This window comes from Clostridium sp. D53t1_180928_C8 (assembly GCF_015667795.1).
In the GTDB taxonomy this organism is placed as follows: Bacteria; Bacillota; Clostridia; order Clostridiales; family Clostridiaceae; genus Clostridium.
In genome coordinates, this window is record NZ_JADPEL010000002.1 from 18049 (window position 1) to 39177 (window position 21129).

The following is a 21129-nucleotide window of genomic DNA, read 5'->3' on the forward strand; positions in this document are numbered from 1 at the left end:
TACTCCTTTTAATATTTTAAAATTACACTAATAATACCCTATCTATATATTGTTTTCACTTATATTTCCTTGATTATATTCTATATTATTGTCCATTATCTTATTTCCTTCATGTAATGTAAAGGCTGTTGGAATAATGGATAATATTGCAGCTATAACACCAATCCTTCCAATTGGAATTTCTATTTCATAATTAAAAAAATCATAAACTCTCTTCTTAAAGCCTTTATTTATTAAAGCTTCTGTATTTATTTTCTCTTTTAACTCTGAAGTTAATTTTATATCATCAAAACTATTCTTTATTTTGCTTCTTACTTCATCATCAAATAATGAATCAAAATCTTTATTATCCAATTAAATTCCCTCCTTTTCAATAATCCTTTTTAACGCTATTTTACCTCGCTTAAGTCTAGTCTTTATAGTATTTTCTTTTTCTCCAAGTATAATTGCAATTTCTGTTATTTTCATTTCTTCAAAATAAAACATATATAGCAATACTCTATATTTTTCAGGAATTTTCATTAAAGCTAATCTTATATTTTTAGCTGTTAAGGTTTTTAATATAATCTCTTCTGTAGCCTTATTATCATTAATAAAGTCTATATATAGAGATATATCGTCTAATTTAAATTTATTTTTCTTCTTTAATATATCAAAGCAAGTATTTATGGATATTTTATAAATCCAAGTATATATTGATGAATCTCCTTTATATCTTCTTATATTTTTAAACACCTTAAGAAACACTTCTTGAGTTGCATCTTCTGCCTCTTCTATATTACCTAGTTGTACAAAACATAGCTTTAATATCTTATCACCATAAACTTCTATAATTTCTTCTACTACAGCCTGACTATCATCATTTATTCTATTTAATAACTCTTTCCCCCTTAGGTTATCTATCATCATTCTATTACATACCACTCTCTCATTTTTTTATCAAAACCTGTTTTATTAATTTCTTCTAATCTATTTATTAATTCATCTCCAAGCTCAGTATCTCCTCTTTCATAAGCAATTCTCATTAATGGGTAAATATATTCCTTATTCATAGGATCATTTTTCAACTTTTCATATAGCCAATTATATCCTTCATCTATTTTATAATCTAATATCAGCTTTTCACCTTCATTTAACTTCTTCTTTTTTAGCTTAACTTCAATTGGCTTAGTAGATTTTGATAATATTAGTCCATTTTCATCATACGCATTAACACTTATATATATTTTTTCAGTATCTATAGCTCCCAAATAATATTCAGAACTCATTCTAAAATTTCCATCTTCATCTTCTGTTTGAGTCATAATTGAAAAACTTTGAAGTGAACCTTTAGTTAATGGAATCCTTATTTCATTATCACTTGTTATCTCATTAATATATATTACGTAACAATCAATACCAATATCTACTCCATAATAATAAGCATTAGGATATTCTTCACAATTAATAACTATTTGATCATTCTCATAATCAGCCTTTATATCATTAACCTTAACTTCATCATTTAAAGTAATATCAATATTAACTTTTTCTCCTTCATTTAAAGATATAGGAGTAACATTTTCCTGTCTTGAAACCTTATCTCCATAAACAGATGGTATAGATAAAATTATTCCATAATCTATATTTGGAAAAACCTTATTAAAAGTAAATTCTCCATTTTCATCTGTATAAACAGTTTGATTATATTTATAGTTAGATCCATTAAAATCTAATCTACCATTTTCAGGGTTAATACCAATACCACCCCATTGTTCATGTAAAATAACAGCTGTATTAGCTATTGCTTTTCCCTTAACTGTTACTTTTCCACTTATTTCTCCAAAATTAATGTTTTCTGTACTTACTCCTTTTTCATACCATTCTATAGGTCTAATAAAATCTATATCCTTTAAAATATCAGCTGAAACTATTAACTTATTTTTTTCAGCCTCTTCTCTTAATTTTTCATTATATTTATCAATATCCTTGGAGTCTACTAAATTACCTTCTGTTTCAATTTTATCAATATCACCTTTAATATAATTAATAGAATTTTTATATCCCTTTAATACTGGTAGATATTCTTCATTTTCATCACATAAATTTAAAGCTTTATCATACTCCCCTTGCTTTGCATAATATATAATTTCATTTAATAATGCTACTTGATTAATAGCTTCACTTTTACTCTTTTTAGCTTCCATTATTAAATCAAATGCTTTATCAGCATTTCCTAAAACCATTTCTAGGTTTATTAAAGCATTTAAATTTTTAGCGTAATAACTATCTTCTTCTCCTAATTCTATTCCCTTTTCAAAATAACTCTTTGCAATTAAGGCTTGCTCCATATTTCCACTTTTAATTGAAGTAAGAGTAGTTCCATTTGAATAGTAATATAGCACTTCCCTAATATAATCATAATTACTCATAGCAATCATATAATAAGTTCTTCCCATATCAAATTTAAATGTTGGATAGTGCTCATATAGCTTTAAAAACCCTGAAGTATATGTCTTTATATTGCTTTCATTTCTGTTGCTACCAGCCTCAAAACCTATAACCCCTATAAAGTAAAATATATATGGAATAGTAAAAAATAAAATAAATATTGATAATATAATTGTTTTAACTTTTATCTTTATTACCTTCATTAATATGTGTCCCCCTTTTCCTCTTATATAATCTTAGACTTATATTTTTTAAAAAGGTTTCACAAATATAAAAATAAAGCATCTAAAATAAGATGCTTTATTTTTATATCTCTTTTATCTATTATTTTTCCTTAATTACAGCTTTTCTAATTAATAAAAATGATACTCCACATAAAATTATTGTTATTACTAAAAATGTTAATATGCATGCAAAAACATTTACCGGATTAAAACCAAATATATAATCAAAAAACTTATTTATTTTCATTGTTAATCCAGGATTTTTTATAGAAAAATTGCCACTAAATATTATAAATGCTATTGGAATAGCTGATACTATTACTTTTATATAACTATTAGATCTATAATAAACCATGTTAATTACTATACCTGCTACATAAGCTAAAAGACAAAATGTAAATTGAAATAAAATTGTATTAATAATAGTAGTAAAACTATTATTTTGCACCCAATAACCTTGATAAACACTATTCATTCCATCGATTAAATTTCCATAAGCCATATCATAAAGAGTAGGATTTTTAACAAAAATATTATTTAATCTATTAATTATAATATCTATAATTGACATAGATAAAGACACTGGCACACTTGATATTAATAAACCTTTAATAAATGTTTTTCTTGAAACACCACTACTTTTAGCAAAATAAAAATTTGATTTAAAAGAATTTAATCCACAAACAAATAAAAATATTATAGTTGCAAACTCTAGTCCTGACATTGTACTGTTTATATTATTAATATAATTAATTGTACATAAGCCTATAATTATAACAATAAATATTGAATAATATATTGCTGCAGATTTCATAATACTTTCAATATTCATCTTAGCAATCTTCAAACTTTTCATATTAAACCTCCTCCTTTTCAGTTAAATATATAAATAACTTTTGTAATTCAACCTTTGAAAACTTTAAGTCTAAATCTTCCGCTAACTTCTTATCTTCCTTAGTTAAATTACCTATTATAGTGGCAGATTTAAATGATGTTATTTCTTCAATATTTACTATATTTTTTGCTTCTACAAACTTATCTATATTTTCAGTTAATCCTGAAACTGTATATGATTTTTCTAATAATTCCTCTGCTTCATCACTAGTAATAATTTTACCATTATTTAAAATAACTACCTTTTCTATTAAATTTGAAACTTCTTCAATAATATGAGTAGATAAAATTATAGTTTTAGGGCTTTCAATATAATTTTCCATTAGCACTTTATAAAATAATTCTCTATGATTTGCATCAAGTCCTAATACAGGCTCATCAAATATTAGTACTTCTGCATTTGAAGCAAGTGCAGTTATTATTTTGCATATTGAATTATAGCCTGTAGAGAGATTCTTTATTTTAGTATTAACATTTAGACTAAACTTTTTGGCTAATTCTAAAGAATACTTACTATCAAAATTATTATAAAATTCCTTAGTCCATTTAAATATATCTTTTACTTTAAAGTCCTCTGGATAAAGAGTTTTTTCAGTCATAAAATATATCTTTTCTAACGCCTTGTCATTTTCATATACATTTTCACCATCAACTGTTATTTCACCAGAATCAACTATTGCCCTATCAGTAATTAAATTTAATAAAGTAGTTTTTCCAGCCCCATTTCTACCTAGTAAACCATAAATTTTATTTTTCTCAAAAGTTATATTTATATCTTTTAAAACTTCTTTTTTGTTATAACTTTTATTTACCCTTTTAACCTTTATTGTAGCCATATTTTTACCCCTCTTTATTAATCATTTTTATAATATCTTCAATTGATATATTTAATTTCTTTGCCTCATCTAAAAGTGTAATTATATAATCATTAAAGAAACTTTCTTTTCTTTTACTCATTAATAATTCCTTACTTCCTTTTGAAACAAACATACCAACACCCCTTTTTTTATATATAATTCCTTCATCAACTAAAATATTAAATCCTTTTCCCACAGTAGCTGGATTTATCTTATACTTAACTGATATTTCTGTAGTTGATGGTATCATTTCATCTTCTTCGAAAATTCCCTTTATAATATTATCTTCTATCGATTGTGCTATTTGAATGTAAATAGGAATATCATTGTTAAATTCTATAATCATATTTTATTCTAACCTCCCTTTTGTTTAGTAGTTAATTAGTTAATTACTTATATAATTAACTATATAACTTCTGGTTATACCTGTCAACTAATTTAATGTATATTTAGTATATTTTTACAAATAACTTTATAAACATTATCTAATATGATATTGATCTTATTTTATTGTATAATATATCTATTATTTAATAATTGAAGGGAGTTATGTTAAATGAAAGAATTAGAAACTAGAGTAATGGATATTGATGTTGAAGATATTAGAAATAAAATGAATTCTTTAGGCGCTGTTAAAGTTAAATCTGAAGATCAAGTTAATGAAATATATGACTTTGAGGATGGTAGGCTTTTAGCTGCTAAAGGCTATGCAAGAGTTAGAACTACTATTGATAGACTTACTGGCAAAGAAACTGTATTTATGACTACAAAAAAAATGTTAAGTCAAGGTACATTTAAAGTTATGGAAGAAAATGAAACTATAGTTGAAGATGGAGAAATGGCTAGAAAAATATTTAAATCTTTAGGCCTTATGCTTCAAGAATCTATTTCTAAATATAGAGAAAGCTATAAAATCAATGATTCTTTAATTGAAATTGATATTAATGATAAGAGCTTTTGTCCTTTTCCATACTTAGAAATTGAAACTACTTCTGAAGAAAAACTTGAAGAGACACTTAAATTAATAGGTTATACTTTAGCTGATACTACGTCTAAAACTATTTATGAAATTCTTGCCGAAAGAGGAATAGAAGGTAAAATAAAAGGAAGATAAAAAATATCGTAAAGAAAAAAAGTTAAGGACCTATCGTCAATTAAGTTTTAAACTTCTTAACTGCCTACCAGGCCTTAACTTTTATATATTTTGTAATTTAATTATTTGACTCATATTATATTTTACTTTATAGTCTTAAACTCAAAACCTTTGCTTTGTAAATACTCAATTATTCTTGGAAGGGCCTTTACAGTTTCTTCTTTTCCATAAGTGTCATGCATTAATAAAACAACGCTATCTGCATTTGGTCCTAAAGCTTCTACACTTTCTTTAGTACATTGTACTAATTGATCTGCATTTTTCTTTGCACCTTCAGCATCTTTGTCTAAGGCATTCCAGTCTACATTATAATATCCATCTTGTTCCATGGCCTCCTTCATCGCTGTACGACCGTCCCATGACCAATATCCACCCGGTAATCTAATTACTCTTGTTGTAAAGTCTTTTCCTAATACTTCTTTCATTACATTTTCATTTTTTTGAAGGTCTGATACAATATTATTTACATTCATAACTCTATTAGGATATAAATATGAATAGTCATGGCTATATGTATGATTTGCTATTGCATGTCCTCTAGCAACTTCCTCTTTTAGTAATTCTTTTGCTTGATCATTAGCTGATATAGATGTTCCTAAAACAAAGAATGTTGCTTTTACATTATATTTATCTAATATATCTAATACACCTGGGGTATTAGTAGTTGATGGTCCATCATCAAAAGTTAAATAAACAACCTTCTTACCATCTGTTCTTACAGGATATGTTTTAGTTCCATTTAAAAGTCCCTTAGTATTTGCTGCAACAACCGCCCCATCATCTGCATTAGGGTCTTCTTCAAATGATGTATAACCACTATTATCTAATTTAGGAACTTCTACCTTATCTTTATTCTCTGCCTCTTCCTTATTATTAGATTGTCCATTATCAATTGTCTCATTGTCATTTTTACCATCATTACTTGTCCCATTATTTTCTATTTGCAAATTTTGATTTTCATGTTTAGGAATAAATTTAATTCCTACAAATACTGCAATCACTATTAAAATACATATTGCTAATATAGCCTTTTTTCTTTGTCTTTTCTTCTTTTTACTAACTCTTTTATTCTTATGATCCATTATTTTATGTTTTCCTCCACCATTTTTTTTAATTAATTTCATTATACATCTGCTCTTTTCTCTAATAATACTATACAACATATCTATATATAAATTCGTTACAAAAGTATTACAATTATATTTCAATAAAAAAATAAAAGGACAAGTTTTTTACTTATCCCTTATTTATGTATCTAACTATTTGATAGTTCTAAATTCATATCCACTACCTTGTAAATATTCTATTATTTGTGGAAGAGCCTTTACAGTTTCCTCTTTTCCATATGTATCATGCATCAAAAGAACAACACTATCTGCATTTGGTCCCAAAGCTTCTACAGTTTCCTTAGTACTTTGTAGTAATTCTCCTGCATTTTTCGCCTTACCTTCAGCATCCTTATTTAGTGCATTCCAATCTATATTACAATATCCCTTTTCTATCATTTTATCTTTCATAGGTGTACGTCCTTCCCATGACCAATATCCACCAGGGAATCTAATAACTCTTGTTTTAAAATCCTGTCCTAATATTTCCTTCATTACATTATTATTTTTTTCAATATCTGAAACAATATTATCTACATTCATAGTTCTATTAGGATATAAGTATGAATAATCATGTCCATATGTATGATTTGCTATAGCATGTCCACTTTTCGCAATATCTTTTAATACATTTTTTGCCCCTTCATTGCCTTCAAGTGATTTTCCTAAAACAAAAAATGTTCCCTTGACATTATATTTATCTAAAACTTTTAGTACTTCTGGGGTGTTTGTTGTTGATGGTCCATCATCAAAAGTTAAATAAACAACCTTCTTACCATCAGTTCTTACAGGATATGTCTTAGTCCCATTTAAAAGTCCTTTAGTATTTTCAGAAACCATTGCTGCATCATCTGCATTAGGATCATCCTTTAACTCTAAGTAATTACTATTATCTAATGTATTTCTTACTTTGTCTTCTGTATTATTTGTAACTTCTTTATCTTCAAAATCATTTTTTTCTTGATTATCTTTAGATTTGTTTAATTCCACATTATTTTTTTCTTGCTCTTGATTTGCACCAACTTGTACATTAAATTTATCCTTTTTAGGAATAAACTTAATAGCTAAAACAACTGCACATACTATAAAAAAAGTTACTACTAAAAAAATAGCACTTTTTCTACTTTTTCTAGCCCTATACTTCTTTCTATTAACCCTTTTTCCTTTCATTGTTAACATCCCCTACTTTTAAAATTATGTAATTTCTATTACTAATATATATTAACATATATTAAAATATTCTCCAAAACTCTTTTCCTAAATTTTTAAATATACTTTATATTCTTCGTCTTATTTTTACATAATAAAAAGGAAAAGTCATCACTTTTCCTTTTTATCTATTAATCTTCTATTAATTAAAATAAGTTTTATAAATCTGGTTTCTTATATTAATTTCAACTGTATCATCTTTATTAATTCTTTGAATGAAATATAATATTATAGTATTATTTTCTGGGTCAATTACGGACTCTGTTCCAGCCCATCCTCCCCACCCAAATTGCCCTATAGCTCCAGGAGTATTAGCTGAATTTTTATCTTTTAAAACCTTAACTAAAGCACCATATCCATATCCCTTTAGTTTTTCCCAATCATATGTTTTTATCTGTTCCTCATTTAAATGATTAGTTCTCATAAACTCAATAGATTCTTTACTTAAGATTCTATTATTCTTATATATTCCATCATTAATTAACATAATGTCAAAATGTAAATAATCATCATATGTAGATACTAATCCCGCTCCCCCTGACTCAAAACCTGGCAATTTATTTTGTCTCATTATAGCCAAATTATATCCATTATAAGGTCTTAATTTAGGTTCTTCTTCAAAATATTCATATACCTTTGCAAATCTATTCCACTTTTCTTCCGGAACATAAAAATCTGTATCTATCATTTCTAAAGGTTTAAAAAATTCATCCTTTAAGAAATCTCTATATTTTTTTCCTGATACAACTTCAATTACAGCACCAAGTATATCAGCTGAAAATCCATAAGCCCATTTCTCGCCTGGTTGAAACTCTAAAGGTACTTGTCCTAATTTATTGCAAAACTCTATTGTTTTTAATGGTTTTCCCATTAACTCTTTTTCAATAGCTTCATTAACAACTTCATTAACCTTTATCCCAACCTCAGTATCGCTTGGATATGCCACTCCCGAAGTCATAGTTAATAAATCTTTTATTACTACTTCCCTATGAACATCTTCTAACTTTCCATTACATAAAACTTTTTGATTTTTAAAACCATCTAAAAATTTAGATACTGGAGTATCTAATGAAAATAATCTACGTTCAACACAAATCATTGCTGCTGCAGCTGTAATTGGCTTAGTCATTGAATATATGTTAAAAATGGTATCTCTTTTTATTTCTATTTTTTCTTCTAAATTAGAATATCCAAACTGCTTACTAAAAACTTCTTTACCATCTTTAACTGCATAAATACTTACACCAGCTAAATTTCCATTTTCCAATTCTTCTTTTACTAATTTTTCAATCTTTTCACTCACCTATACTCACCCTTTTATCCGTTGCATATTTTGAATTAACTAATTATCTGATAAAGGTACTCCATCAGCGTCTGTAGTTATTGTAGTTCCACATAAAATAAGTATTCCTTCAATAAATCCCCAAAGGCTACCTGCGCCACAAGTTAAAATAGTAACTACAATTTGTAAAATTCCTATTCCTACATATCCTAAGTAAAATCTATGAATTCCAAGTCCTCCAACCAAAATCCCTAATATTCCTGCTGCAACTTTTGATTTTTGTCTTTTTGTTACATAACCTTGGTTATTTCCTTGATTATTATAGTTACTAGAATAACCTGTATTATTATTTGAAGAATAGTTTTGATTATTATAAGTATTTTCCTTTAAATCTTCCTTATAATTTTCTATTACATTTCCACAATTACTACAAGTAGTTCCATTTACTCTTACGCCACAATTTTCACAATAGCCTTGTCCTTCACCTGCTTTAAATCCACAGTTAAAGCAAAAGTTAACACCTTCATTTAATTTTTCTCCACAATTTTTACAATACATATTCCTTTCCCCCTTAATCAACTATGTAAATATTATACAGTATTTATTGAAAGCTTATCTATATATTTCATTATATACTTTATTATTATTACTACTTATTCTAAAAAATGTGGTTTTTAATATAATAATAACAAAAAACCTAGGTTATTATTACCTAAGTTTTTTGTTAACTTTTATATTAATTTATTTACTTTTTATTATGCAATTTAACTAAAAGAAACATTTCCTATTTCCTTTATTTCCTTTATTTCTTTTATTTGAGATAAAACACCTCTTATACTTTCAAATATTATCTTATTTTTAATTCCTTTAGCTGATACAATATGCTCTTTCACTATTTCTATTATATTATCAATATTTTCTTTTCCTACCTTTGATAATAAATTTAAATCATCAAGCATATGTTCAACGTGTTTATACTTAACTTCACTTCTTTTTACTAATGCATATAATTGATAAATATCTACAACTAATTCCCTTATTTTATCAAAGTAAATAGAATCACCCTCAGTAACTGAATCACTGTTATTTGAAGAAATCCTCTCTTCTATCATCGAACTTACAAGTATTAATGTATCAATTTCATGAGTATTGTCATTCTCATTTTTTGCTTCTTCATATACCTCATTTAACATCTCAGATACTACTTCACTATACATATCCATTAATTCTTTATTCGCATCCTTCATTTTTACTGGTAATACAAATCTATTAATTATTATACCAATTATAATACCTACTATAACAAATAATATTCTATCTAATGTTAAAACAACTTCTCCACCTAACATTGCTGCTGAACCTATAGCAGATACTGTACTATAAATAGTTCCACACCTATAAGTTGTTGTATATGATTTTAAATAACCTGCAATCATTAATATTAATACCCTTGATAATGTACTTGTAAATATAGTAAATAGTATAACTATTATAACTCCTCCAACAAGTGTTGCAAACATTCTATCCTTCATTTTTTGTTTTGATAATTCATATATAGGAATTATTATAGATAATGCTGTAAAGTAAATCCATCTACCTTCTGCAAGCTTAAAGTAATCACAAATAAAAGCCGCAACAGTTATACCTAATGATACCCTTACTGAATATGAAAACTTTAATGACTTACTATAGAACTCTTTCTTATGAACATTAACCATTTTATACTTGTCCGGTATACCAGCTTTATCATTTATATTATTATAATTTTCTATACCTAATGATTTTAACTCTTCTAAAGATATATTTAACATATTAATAGTGTTTAATATTCTTAAATCATATACATCAGAAATATCTTCTTTAGTATAACTATTTATTAAACTTCTTATATTCTCATTAATACTAGTTAAATTATCTTTATCCCCTAAACTTTCTTTTAATTCCTTTAAGCACTTTACTAAATCATTTAATATTTTTCTATCATTACAACTAATTTTATCTATTTCATTTGAAAGTTTCTCTAGTATTACAACAATATTTAATTTTATTCTTCCTTCTTCTGTTATATAAAAATCATCTTTTCTATTATCAAAAATAATTTTTCTAAATTCATTAGAATTACTTTTTATTGATTTATTTATTTCATCTTTACTAATACTATTGTCACTTATCTTTTTTATAATATCATCACAAATACTACCTATTAACTTGTTTCCAACCTTAGTAGTTTTATTTTTATTAACTAATAATTGAATTAACATAATTCCAATTGGCGCTGCAAGTAATGAAATTAATCTCATTGGCAATTCAGCTAAAGTAATTGGTGTTGCTATTAAAAATAAATATTGTAATGAAAATGGTAAATATATCGGGAACTTTAAATTATAATAAAATGTGTAACTTATTATAAATATAGCTATAAAATTTAAAGGTATAGCTCCCCACGTATTAAGATTTGCTAGATATGAAAATATACCCATTCCTATATTTATTACGAATAATTTCATCAAATTTTTTCCTGGAGAAATAGTAAGATTAACTTTTGTAAGCATTAACATTGCTGTTATACTTGTTACTCCTATAAGTGTATTTTTATCTCCCAAAATAGTTTTAAATATAATTACAAATGCTACTATAAAAACATATAAAATAGTCTGTGATATAACAAATTGTTTAGTTATTCTTTTTTGCCACTCCAAAATACTCTCCCCTTTTACAAATAAATATACAAGAAACAATTCTACTACTAATTAGTTATTGAATCAATTTCATATTTTAACAATATTTATTAAAATTTTTCTTAATATACCTATAACAAACGATTTCATCTGTGTTATTATCTTTTATTCATAACATTATTTAACTTTTCTCTTATTATTCTTTGAATTTAAATAACAAAATGGAGGATTCAAACTAGAATCCTCCATTTTTTATAAATTATTATTAAAGATTACTTACTACGTATGTCTTTAATAACACTTATTATTTTTTCTTTCTTCTTAATAATGAACCTACTCCTGCTGTTATAGCTCCTAATAATACTGCTGCTACTGATGAAGTTCCCCCTGTTGCAGGTAACTTTCCATTGCTATTTCCATTATTATTGTTTCCTGTACCTGCATTATTTGAGCTATTATTATTTGAGCTATTGTTATTTGATCCATTTCCTCCATTATTAGAGTTATTATTGTTATTATTTGAATTGTTATCATCTGCATTAGCAATTAATCCATCAAGAGCTCCCTTTAATTCTCTTTCTGCATTTATTACCTCTTCTTCAGTTGCATCATCATTTGCTAACACAACTTTAGCTGAATTAAGTTTTGAAACTAATGTATTCCATGTATCTTTAGTATACTTATTTGAATCTAATCCTTCAGCTTTATTTATTAAATCTTCTAGTCTATCTTTACTTGGTTTTAATCTTAATTCTAAGAATGCTCTTAATAACTCATCATAAGTTTTAGTAACTTCTTCTTCCATAGCATTTTGGTCAGCAATTACACCATTAGCTTTTGCTAATACTACTTGAAGCTTATTCCAAGTATCTGAAATATAATCATTACTTTCTAATCCGCTAATTCTTTCTACTAATGAAATTAAGTGTTCCTTATTTCCTTTTTCAAAAGATAACATTTGCATTGCTTTACTTAATCTATCAAATGATGTGTTAACTTCTTCTTGAGTAGCATCTTTATTACCTAATATTGTTTTAGCTTCTGCAAGGGCAGCCTTAAATTCTTCAACAACTACAGGTACAACATTTTCAAGATCAGCTTCTGATACCTTTTCAGCTTCTTCTACAGCTATTTGTAAATGTTTATTTATTACATTACTTTCTTCTTCTTTTTCTATTAAGCCATCAATAGCTGCTTCTACTGCTTCAATAGCACTATTAACATCTTCTGTTGTTGCTGCTGCATTTTCTACTACTGTAGTTGCATTAGCTATTGCTTCCTTAAGAACATTTAATGTTTCTTCAGTATATTGAACATCACCATTTATAATATCATTACCTTTATTTATAACGTTATTTAATCCTGAAATATCAACTAATCCAGTTATTGCAACTGTTAAGTTTTCTTTAGCAGTATTAACATCTTCTTGTGATGCACTTCCAAGATTTTCAACAACTTTCTTTGCAGCTTCTAACGCTTTGTTATATGCATTCCAGCTGTTAGCTGTATAATCTTCTTGAGCATAATTACTTGAAGCTATAAGTTCTTCTAAGTCGCTTATATTAGGTACTTCATAATCATTAATTGTAATTAATTCATAAATAGTAGGAGCTGTTCCTTCCCATTCAATCTTAACTTCAAAAATATTATCATACTTAGTATTTACTATTTCATTTAAGCTCTTATTTAATACTCCAATTTGGTTCCAAATCTCTTCACCAGCTTCATTATATCCAGTTCTAACCATTACCTTAGCATTTGAAATACTGCTTCCACTTTGAACAATGTTTATCTTCTTAACATCAGTATTTTCAGATAATCTATAAGTTAAGCTTCCACTCTTTATTTCTCCATTATTAGTATTTGGTTTATATGCACTAGTTAAATCTCCATCTTTAATGTTTTGTGGTTCAAATCCCTTTACTTCTATTGGGTTAGAAACAAATGTTGGATCATTAACTGTTGGAATATATTCTCCATTGTTTATTAAGAATTCATTAATAACAGTCCAACGATGATCATAGTTAGCAGTAAATTCTACTCTTAAATATCTAGCCTCTTGATTTATTTCTCCACTATCCATATAACTATGTGAAATTGGAACTATTCCATTTGATAAACTACCATGAGTATATCCATTATCTTGTGGTTTTGAATCCATATCCTCTCGTGAGTTTGCAACTCCATCACCTATTGTGATTACATCAGTCCATTCTTGTCCATCTAAAGATAATTGAATCTTAGCATCACGAATATGATCCTTTTCTGTATCTAACACAGCATATTTAAGGTTATTTACATTTATAGTTTGTCCTAAATCATAAACTATAGTATTTCCTTGTCTAGGTACTGCTGTAAATTTAACACCAGTATTAAAGTTTCCATCAAATACTACCGCTGGATCAGCATTATATGCTGTATATGCACTTACTAATGATGGTGAGTAAACTTCATTTGATTTAACTTCTAATTTATTTAAATCAAATGTTACGCTCTTATTAGCAATTAATCTAACATAACGAGCATCTTGTAAATTTGAGTTATCTGTAACATCATTCCACTCTACTGCATTCATAGATGTTTGTAATTTTAATCCATCATTATTAGAAACATCTAAAGCTATTTCTTTTAAATCCTTTATACGACCTAGTTTAATACCAATATATTCGCCTTCATTTAAAGTAATATTTTCTTTTGCTACTAACTTAGTTAATTCTTCACTTTCTAAAATTGACTTTACATCTAATTGTGTGTTTGTATAAACATATTTAGAAGATGGTAATGAAGTACAAGCTTCAACATTAAATTCTGAGAATTTAACCCATTTGTGTTCTTCCTTCATATTTGTCAATCTTACATATCTAGCTTCAATTCCTTGGAAATCTTCATCAATACTATCTTTTCCACTAGCCTTACCATCATATTCTTTGAAAGTTGTCCACTCTTGATTATCAGTAGAATATTCTAATTTATATTTTGTCCACTTATCTCCGTTGTCAGCTCCAACTACAAAGTGAACTCTTCCAACTGGAATTACTTTTCCCAAATCTAAACCTATATAATCTCCTACACGAGTCATATCACCAGTATGTGTTCTATACCAAACACTTGTATTATCATTACCATCAGTTAAATTAGCTTCATTTCCGCTATAAACTCCCCAGCCTGGTGTTCTTATAAGAGATGCATTTATTTCTGTATCTCCTCCTGCCGATTCCATATCACCTTTGTTTACAGTAATATCTTTAATACCTAACCAAGTATTTGATTTATCTTTAGTTGCAATTACACGAACTCCCTTAACTTGTAAATCTAATCCTTCTATTACAATTTTTTGTGGCATAGAATATACTTCTTCATTTATATCTACCCAATTGTCCCCATCTACTGTATATTGAACTTTAGCTTCTTGCATTGTATCATTTGCATTTGCTTTTGCACCCATTACAATTTCAACATCTTTTAGTTTTATAAGCTTATTGTATTTAACTCCAACATAAGTTCCTGTTGCAACAGAATTTGGATTTTTATAAACAATTTCAGTTTCTGGGTTATTATCGAATAAATTATCTGTGCTTCCTGCTGGTGCATCTGTTCTATTTGTTATAAATGTAGATATTACCTTACTTGGATCTACAATTGAACCTACAACACTTGAAAGATTTTGTCCCATAAATTTAATAAATGGAACTATATGTTGTACACCTACTTCAGCATATTCAGTATGATCTACATAATGGAATCCATACGTCTTAGATTTTTCAAATGCAGCTTGTGCCTCTGAATATTGAGCCCAAGTTTCATTATTATCCCCTTCTTCTGCAGCAATTGCAGCCTTTAAATATCCAATTGCAGCTGTTGTTGTGTCTTCCCAACAATTTAACCAGTAAATTATTTGATCTCTAGTACGAGTGTTACCTGGATTTTCTTTATAATAAGCAGCATATTCCTTTAACTTTGTAAACTCTGCTATTAAAGCTTCTGCATCTTCTTTAATACTAGCTCCAGTTGCATACTTTTCCTTAAATGCATTTAATTTTGGTGCTAATTCTACTGATTCTTGTAATGCCGTAACACGACCATCCATGTTTTGATTTATCATGTGCTTACTTAATTCTCTTAATGCTGTAGACGATGCTGTTTCTTCTGCAGTTCCATGATCCATATATTTAAATGAATCTTCCCAGTTTTTATCTGCTCCAGCTTTATCAGACCAAATATTCCAAGCATAATCGGCAACTGCAAATAATGCTGATTTATTTGCTTCTGCTTGTTGCATTGGGTTTAATACTATACCCTTAACTGATTCTGGTTGTACCCCAGGATGTAAGAATGTATCATTACCACCCATAATTAAATGCTTCTTAGAGTTATCTGAACAAGGCCAGTTTATCCAGAAATAAGGAGCTCTTCCCTCATGTCCTTCTGATGCAATGTTATTTTTAAAGCTTGTAGCAAAGTTTTGAGAAACCTCTCCCCATATTTTACCACCAGTCATTACTATACTAACATTATCTCCAGCTTTATTAACCTCTTTTAATTGCTCTGAACCTCCCCATCCCATATAATCATTTGGACAGAAGATGATATCATCTTTTAAATCTGGATAAGTTTCTTGTTGTTCTCTTAACCATACTGTTAAATCATTTAATAATTTTACATATGTTTTTGGCCCTTGAGCTGGAACTCCTGCATCATCAGCTAAAATACCAAACTGTCTAACTCCAGCTTCTAAAAGTTGTGTAAACTTCTTTTTTATTATATTAAGGTCATTTTGATAATTCTCTTCCGTATCAAATTTAATAGCATTATGCATAAAAGGGTGTAATGCATAAACATATCTAGTTTTACTTGCTTCACCAGCAGCTGCTAACTTCTTAATCCCTTGAAGTGCATCTTCTGGATATAATTCTCTCCATTTAGAATTGTGATATGGATCATCCTTAGGTGCAAATATATATTGATTTAATTTATAATCCCCACCATAAGTCATAAGATCTGCTCTATCGTCATTAGACCATGGATTTCCGTAATAGCCCTCAATAAATCCACGATATGCTACATCTGAGTAATCATCTATTCTAAATTCTTTAATTTCATTGTTTTCTAATTGATTAAATACATGCTTTAAAGTAGTTACACCATAAAAGGCACTATCTGCATCTTCCCCTAATACCCCAATAACATTATCATTAGAAGAAACTATATGTGCATCTGTTTTTTCTTCAAAAAATTGCTCTTCATGAGGTACTTGAGTATTAAAATAATTATCAACAACTCCATTAGATTCATTAATTCCAATAAGTATATTAGTTTCTCCATCTACAATTCCATCAGAAATATTAAAATTAATATTATGTAAATTCAATACTTCCTTAAGTTTATTTTGAGTATATATATCTACTCCACTCTCAAATACAACGTTTACAGACTCTCCAACATTAAAACTAGTATTTTCATAAGTTGAAGATTGTGGAACTGGATAAATTTCATATCCTTCATTCACAATTGGTGCATTTGAATCTGTGTTTGAAATTACCGTTGCCGATATTTCCCTTGGTAACATTAAATTAGATACAGCTATTGTAGCCGCAATTAAAAGTGATAACCCTTTTTTTGTTCTTTTTATCATCTTTTTATCCCCCATTTAATATAATTTTATTTTTATAGAAGCTTAATTTAAAAAAATAAAAAAAGCTGAAAAGGACAAACTAATCCTTTTCAGCTAATGCTCAATAGTTATTGATAGCACGCTAAATTTAACTTCTATATTATATTAACATTATTTTACTATAGAAACTATAACTTTTCAACTACTTATGTTAATTTTTTTATATTTTATAAAAAATTTAACATTTATATTTTCTATAGCTGTTCTCTTCTTAAAGAAGATTTTATAAATAGTTCTTCTAAGCTAACCTTATCATCATTTTCTAATGAAAGTTTTATTTTATCTAATTCTTTTTCAAAATTATTAATTGATTCAAGTAAATTTTCTTTATTTCCTAAAAACAACTGACTCCACAAAGATTCATTTATATTTGCAATTCTAGTTAAATCTCTATAACTATCTCCTATAAATTCTCCTGTATTTCTACCTTCCATATCACTATTTATCAAAGCTACAGCAAGTGCATGAGGTAATTGACTTGTAAATGCAATCATCTCATCATGATACTTAGGGCATATTCTCTTTACATGCTTAAATCCCATTTTGTATGCTAAATTTTCAATTAAATCTAAATTTTTTTCCTTATTTCTATCTATAACTGTTATTAAAAAATTAGCACCTTTAAATACTGTATTTGTTGCATAATCTATTCCCTTCTTTTCTCTTCCTGCCATAGGATGAGCAAAAACAAAGTCAATATTTTTAGGTAATATTTCAATTATTTCATTAATAAATAATTGCTTAATTCCTGTAACATCTGTAATTACTGCACCATCTTTAAAATGTTCTTTATTATTAATAATAAAATTTTTCACTAAATTAGGATAAATAGCTAATACAATTAAATCAGCCTTTTCAACAATTTCCCTCTCATCTTCATATCCTTCTTTTATAATACCTAAAGCTTTTGCCTTTTTAAGAGTTTCCTTGTTTTTATCTATACCATAAACTTCAGTATAACCAGCTTCTTTAAGTGCCATTGCATATCCACCACCAATAACACCAAGCCCTACAATAACAATTCTCATAATAACCCCCTTTTTATTTAGTTAGGAGTTAGTAATTTTTAGTTTAGTAATTACTTTTTAAAGTTTCTAAAAAGTACATTTTCAACATCTGGTAAACGAGATATTATTCCTTAACTACTAACTCCTAACTGCTAACTATATTGTCTTTCCTTCAATTTCTGCTAAAACTTTTACCTTTTGCATTACTTTATCAAACAATTCTGGTTTAAGTGATTGTTGTCCATCACTTAATGCACATTGAGGATTATTATGAACTTCTATCATAAGTCCATCTGCTCCTGCTGCTATTGATGCCTTTGCTAGTGGTTCAACTAAATGCCAGTATCCCGCTGCATGACTTGGATCTACTATTACTGGTAAATGAGATAATCTTTTAACAACTGGAATGGCACTTAAATCTAATGTATTTCTAGTGTAAGGCTCAAAAGTTCTTATTCCCCTTTCACAAAGAATTATATTCTCATTTCCACCAGCCATTATATATTCAGCACTCATAAGCCATTCTTCTATAGTTGATGATAAGCCCCTCTTAAGTAAAATTGGTTTATCAGTTTTACCAAGTTGCTTTAACAAGTCAAAATTTTGCATATTTCTAGCCCCAACTTGAATTACATCAACATCTCTTACAAAATCATCAATATAATCTGTAGACATTATTTCTGTAACTATTGGTAACCCAGTTTCTCTTTTTGCAATTTTTAATAAATTTAATCCTTCAAGCTCTAACCCTTGGAAACTATAAGGTGAGGTTCTTGGTTTAAAAGCCCCCCCTCTTAAGAAGTTCGCTCCTGATTCCTTTACTGATTTAGCTATTTCAATTATTTGTTCTTCACTTTCAACAGAACATGGCCCAGCCATAATCCCAAGATGATTTCCACCAACTAAAGTTCCATTTACATTAACTACCGTATCATCTGGCTTAAATAATCTATTTGCCTTTTTAAAAGGCTCTTCAACCTTTAATACCTTGTCAACTCCATCAAAAGTTAATATCTTATCTGCATCTATACATCTTGTTTCACCAACAACACCAATTATGCAAAATGTTGACCCTTGAGAAAGGTTAATACCTAGCCCTAATTTAATTAATTCACCTTCTACATTTTTAATTTCTCTTTCACTACATTTAGGATTCATTACAATAATCATTCCTACCATACCTCCATACTACTTTTAATTTATATTTTAAATTACTCCTATACTATAAGGAATTTTAAGTTGTCTTTTAATTTAACTGATAATCAATTTTTAAATAAGATTCGCTATCTTATCCACAACCTCATCAAGACTTCCTGTATTTTCAACTCTATAATCACAATAGTTCTTATAAAGATTATACCTTTCATCATATAATTTATATAATACTTCTTTACCATTTGCTAGTAAAGGTCTCTTTTCAACCTCTATATCACTTAATATATTTTCTACTGGTCTATCAATAAAAACTACTATAGAATTATTCTTTAAATACTCTATATTTATCGCTTTTTTAACAACCCCTCCACCTGAAGAAATAATAGTTTTTCCTTTTTCTCCAAGCTCTCTACATGTTTCAGTTTCTATATTTCTAAAATAATCTTCTCCATTTTTGAATAACTCAATAATAGTTTTTCCTTGTTCCTTTTCAATATAAAAATCCATGTCAATAAATTCATAATTCAATTTATCCGAAAGTAAATTTCCTACTGTAGTTTTTCCACATCCAGGTAACCCTATCAGTGTAATACTCTTCTCCATATCCTTCATACTTACACTCCTACTTAAAATCTTTTGATATATCATCATATACATAGTTTATTAGTTCTTCACTTATTTCTTTATTATTAAATATAGCTTGACTTTTTACTGCCTGCCCAACAAGCATATGCAATCCACCTATAGCAACCTTCCCTTGTTCTGTTGCTAGCTGAAGAAACTTAGTTTGTGTAGGATTATATACTAAATCTACGGCCACATCATAATTTTTAACTACGTCACCATTAACTACAGATTTATCAATATTAGGATACATTCCAACTGGTGTTGTATTAATTATTAGATTACCTTTTATTTCATTTAACTCATCATAATTAATTATACATATCCTTTCATTTAACATATTCAAACTAATGCTTTCTGGTGTCCTACTTACTATATATATTTTCTCTATCTCATTATCTAACAAATAAGTAATTACAGCCTTACAAGCACCACCTGAACCTAGTATAACTGCAGTTTTATTTTTTAGTTTAATATTTTTACTCTTAATCATAACTCCAATTCCAAAATAATCAGTGTTATACCCATAAAGTTTATTATCTCTTAACATAACTGTATTAACAGCACCTATTCTAGTTGCTTCATCTGAAATATAATCTAAATATTTCATTATACTTTCTTTATATGGAATTGTAACATTAAACCCATTTATCTTAAGTAATTTTACTGCCTCTACAAAATCTTCTAATCTATCTTTAGGAATTTCAAATAATTTATATGCACCTTCAGTATTATTTTTTTCTAGTATCATCTTATTGATTCTTGGAGATAAACTATGCCCTAACTTTTCACCTAATAATCCATAGAACTGCATTTAAACACCCCCTTTAATTAGCTGA

At 27.5% G+C, this 21129-nt stretch carries 17 protein-coding genes; 1 reads left to right on the forward strand and 16 read right to left on the reverse strand.

What is annotated here, in order from left to right; translation table 11 throughout:
• Positions 1–42: 42 nt before the first annotated feature.
• The 6 genes from I4V51_RS01585 to I4V51_RS01610 form a co-directional block, all read right to left on the reverse strand.
• Positions 43–354, reverse strand: coding sequence for a hypothetical protein (locus I4V51_RS01585; RefSeq protein ID WP_195986587.1), 312 nt, complete (start codon positions 352–354; stop codon positions 43–45).
• Positions 355–909: a sigma-70 family RNA polymerase sigma factor gene (locus I4V51_RS01590; protein ID WP_195986588.1), complete on the reverse strand. Its 555-nt coding sequence runs from the start codon at positions 907–909 to the stop codon at positions 355–357.
• Positions 906–2633 (reverse strand): carboxypeptidase-like regulatory domain-containing protein, encoded by a 1728-nt coding sequence (locus I4V51_RS01595; RefSeq protein WP_195986589.1) that lies wholly within the window; start codon positions 2631–2633, stop codon positions 906–908. The genes I4V51_RS01590 and I4V51_RS01595 overlap by 4 nt, the downstream gene beginning before the upstream one ends.
• A 121-nt stretch (positions 2634–2754) precedes the next feature.
• Entirely contained in the window at positions 2755–3510 is a 756-nt protein-coding gene (locus I4V51_RS01600; protein ID WP_195986590.1) for a hypothetical protein, read from the reverse strand.
• A 1-nt stretch (position 3511) separates the two neighbouring features.
• Complete coding sequence (locus I4V51_RS01605) at positions 3512–4384, reverse strand: ABC transporter ATP-binding protein (RefSeq protein WP_195986591.1); 873 nt, start codon at positions 4382–4384, stop codon at positions 3512–3514.
• Between the two features lie 4 nt (positions 4385–4388).
• Positions 4389–4751, reverse strand: coding sequence for a GntR family transcriptional regulator (locus I4V51_RS01610; protein ID WP_195986592.1), 363 nt, complete (start codon positions 4749–4751; stop codon positions 4389–4391).
• Positions 4752–4961: 210 nt separating this feature from the next.
• On the opposite strand from I4V51_RS01610, the gene I4V51_RS01615 reads away from it, so the two are divergent.
• A complete protein-coding gene (locus tag I4V51_RS01615; RefSeq protein WP_195986593.1) occupies positions 4962–5519 on the forward strand; it encodes a CYTH domain-containing protein in 558 nt (185 codons plus the stop codon).
• 122 nt (positions 5520–5641) lie between these two features.
• Here the strand turns inward: I4V51_RS01615 and I4V51_RS01620 are convergent, their stop codons facing one another.
• The 10 genes from I4V51_RS01620 to aroE all read right to left on the reverse strand — a co-directional run bounded on the left by I4V51_RS01620 (position 5642) and on the right by aroE (position 21104).
• Positions 5642–6682 carry a polysaccharide deacetylase family protein gene (locus I4V51_RS01620; RefSeq protein ID WP_243281355.1) on the reverse strand — a complete coding sequence of 347 codons (1041 nt, stop codon included), beginning with the start codon at positions 6680–6682 and terminating at the stop codon, positions 5642–5644.
• 135 nt (positions 6683–6817) lie between these two features.
• Positions 6818–7834 carry a polysaccharide deacetylase family protein gene (locus I4V51_RS01625; protein ID WP_195986594.1) on the reverse strand — a complete coding sequence of 339 codons (1017 nt, stop codon included), beginning with the start codon at positions 7832–7834 and terminating at the stop codon, positions 6818–6820.
• 181 nt (positions 7835–8015) lie between these two features.
• The gene (locus tag I4V51_RS01630) at positions 8016–9176 is read right to left on the reverse strand and encodes a serine hydrolase domain-containing protein (RefSeq protein WP_195986595.1); all 1161 of its coding nucleotides are present in this window, start codon (positions 9174–9176) and stop codon (positions 8016–8018) included.
• A 39-nt stretch (positions 9177–9215) separates the two neighbouring features.
• Positions 9216–9713 carry a TM2 domain-containing protein gene (locus tag I4V51_RS01635; RefSeq protein WP_195986596.1) on the reverse strand — a complete coding sequence of 166 codons (498 nt, stop codon included), beginning with the start codon at positions 9711–9713 and terminating at the stop codon, positions 9216–9218.
• A gap of 206 nt (positions 9714–9919) precedes the next feature.
• Positions 9920–11854: an FUSC family protein gene (locus I4V51_RS01640; RefSeq protein ID WP_195986597.1), complete on the reverse strand. Its 1935-nt coding sequence runs from the start codon at positions 11852–11854 to the stop codon at positions 9920–9922.
• A 283-nt stretch (positions 11855–12137) separates the two neighbouring features.
• Positions 12138–17465 carry a beta-N-acetylglucosaminidase domain-containing protein gene (locus tag I4V51_RS01645; protein ID WP_195986598.1) on the reverse strand — a complete coding sequence of 1776 codons (5328 nt, stop codon included), beginning with the start codon at positions 17463–17465 and terminating at the stop codon, positions 12138–12140.
• Positions 17466–17698: 233 nt separating this feature from the next.
• A complete protein-coding gene (locus I4V51_RS01650; protein ID WP_195986599.1) occupies positions 17699–18532 on the reverse strand; it encodes a prephenate dehydrogenase in 834 nt (277 codons plus the stop codon).
• 135 nt (positions 18533–18667) lie between these two features.
• Positions 18668–19681, reverse strand: coding sequence for a 3-deoxy-7-phosphoheptulonate synthase (aroF, locus tag I4V51_RS01655; RefSeq protein ID WP_195986600.1), 1014 nt, complete (start codon positions 19679–19681; stop codon positions 18668–18670).
• A gap of 99 nt (positions 19682–19780) precedes the next feature.
• On the reverse strand, positions 19781–20269 hold the full coding sequence (locus I4V51_RS01660; protein WP_195986802.1) for a shikimate kinase: 489 nt from the start codon (positions 20267–20269) through the stop codon (positions 19781–19783).
• Positions 20270–20288: 19 nt separating this feature from the next.
• Positions 20289–21104: a shikimate dehydrogenase gene (gene aroE, locus I4V51_RS01665; protein WP_195986601.1), complete on the reverse strand. Its 816-nt coding sequence runs from the start codon at positions 21102–21104 to the stop codon at positions 20289–20291.
• Positions 21105–21129 lie beyond the last annotated feature (25 nt).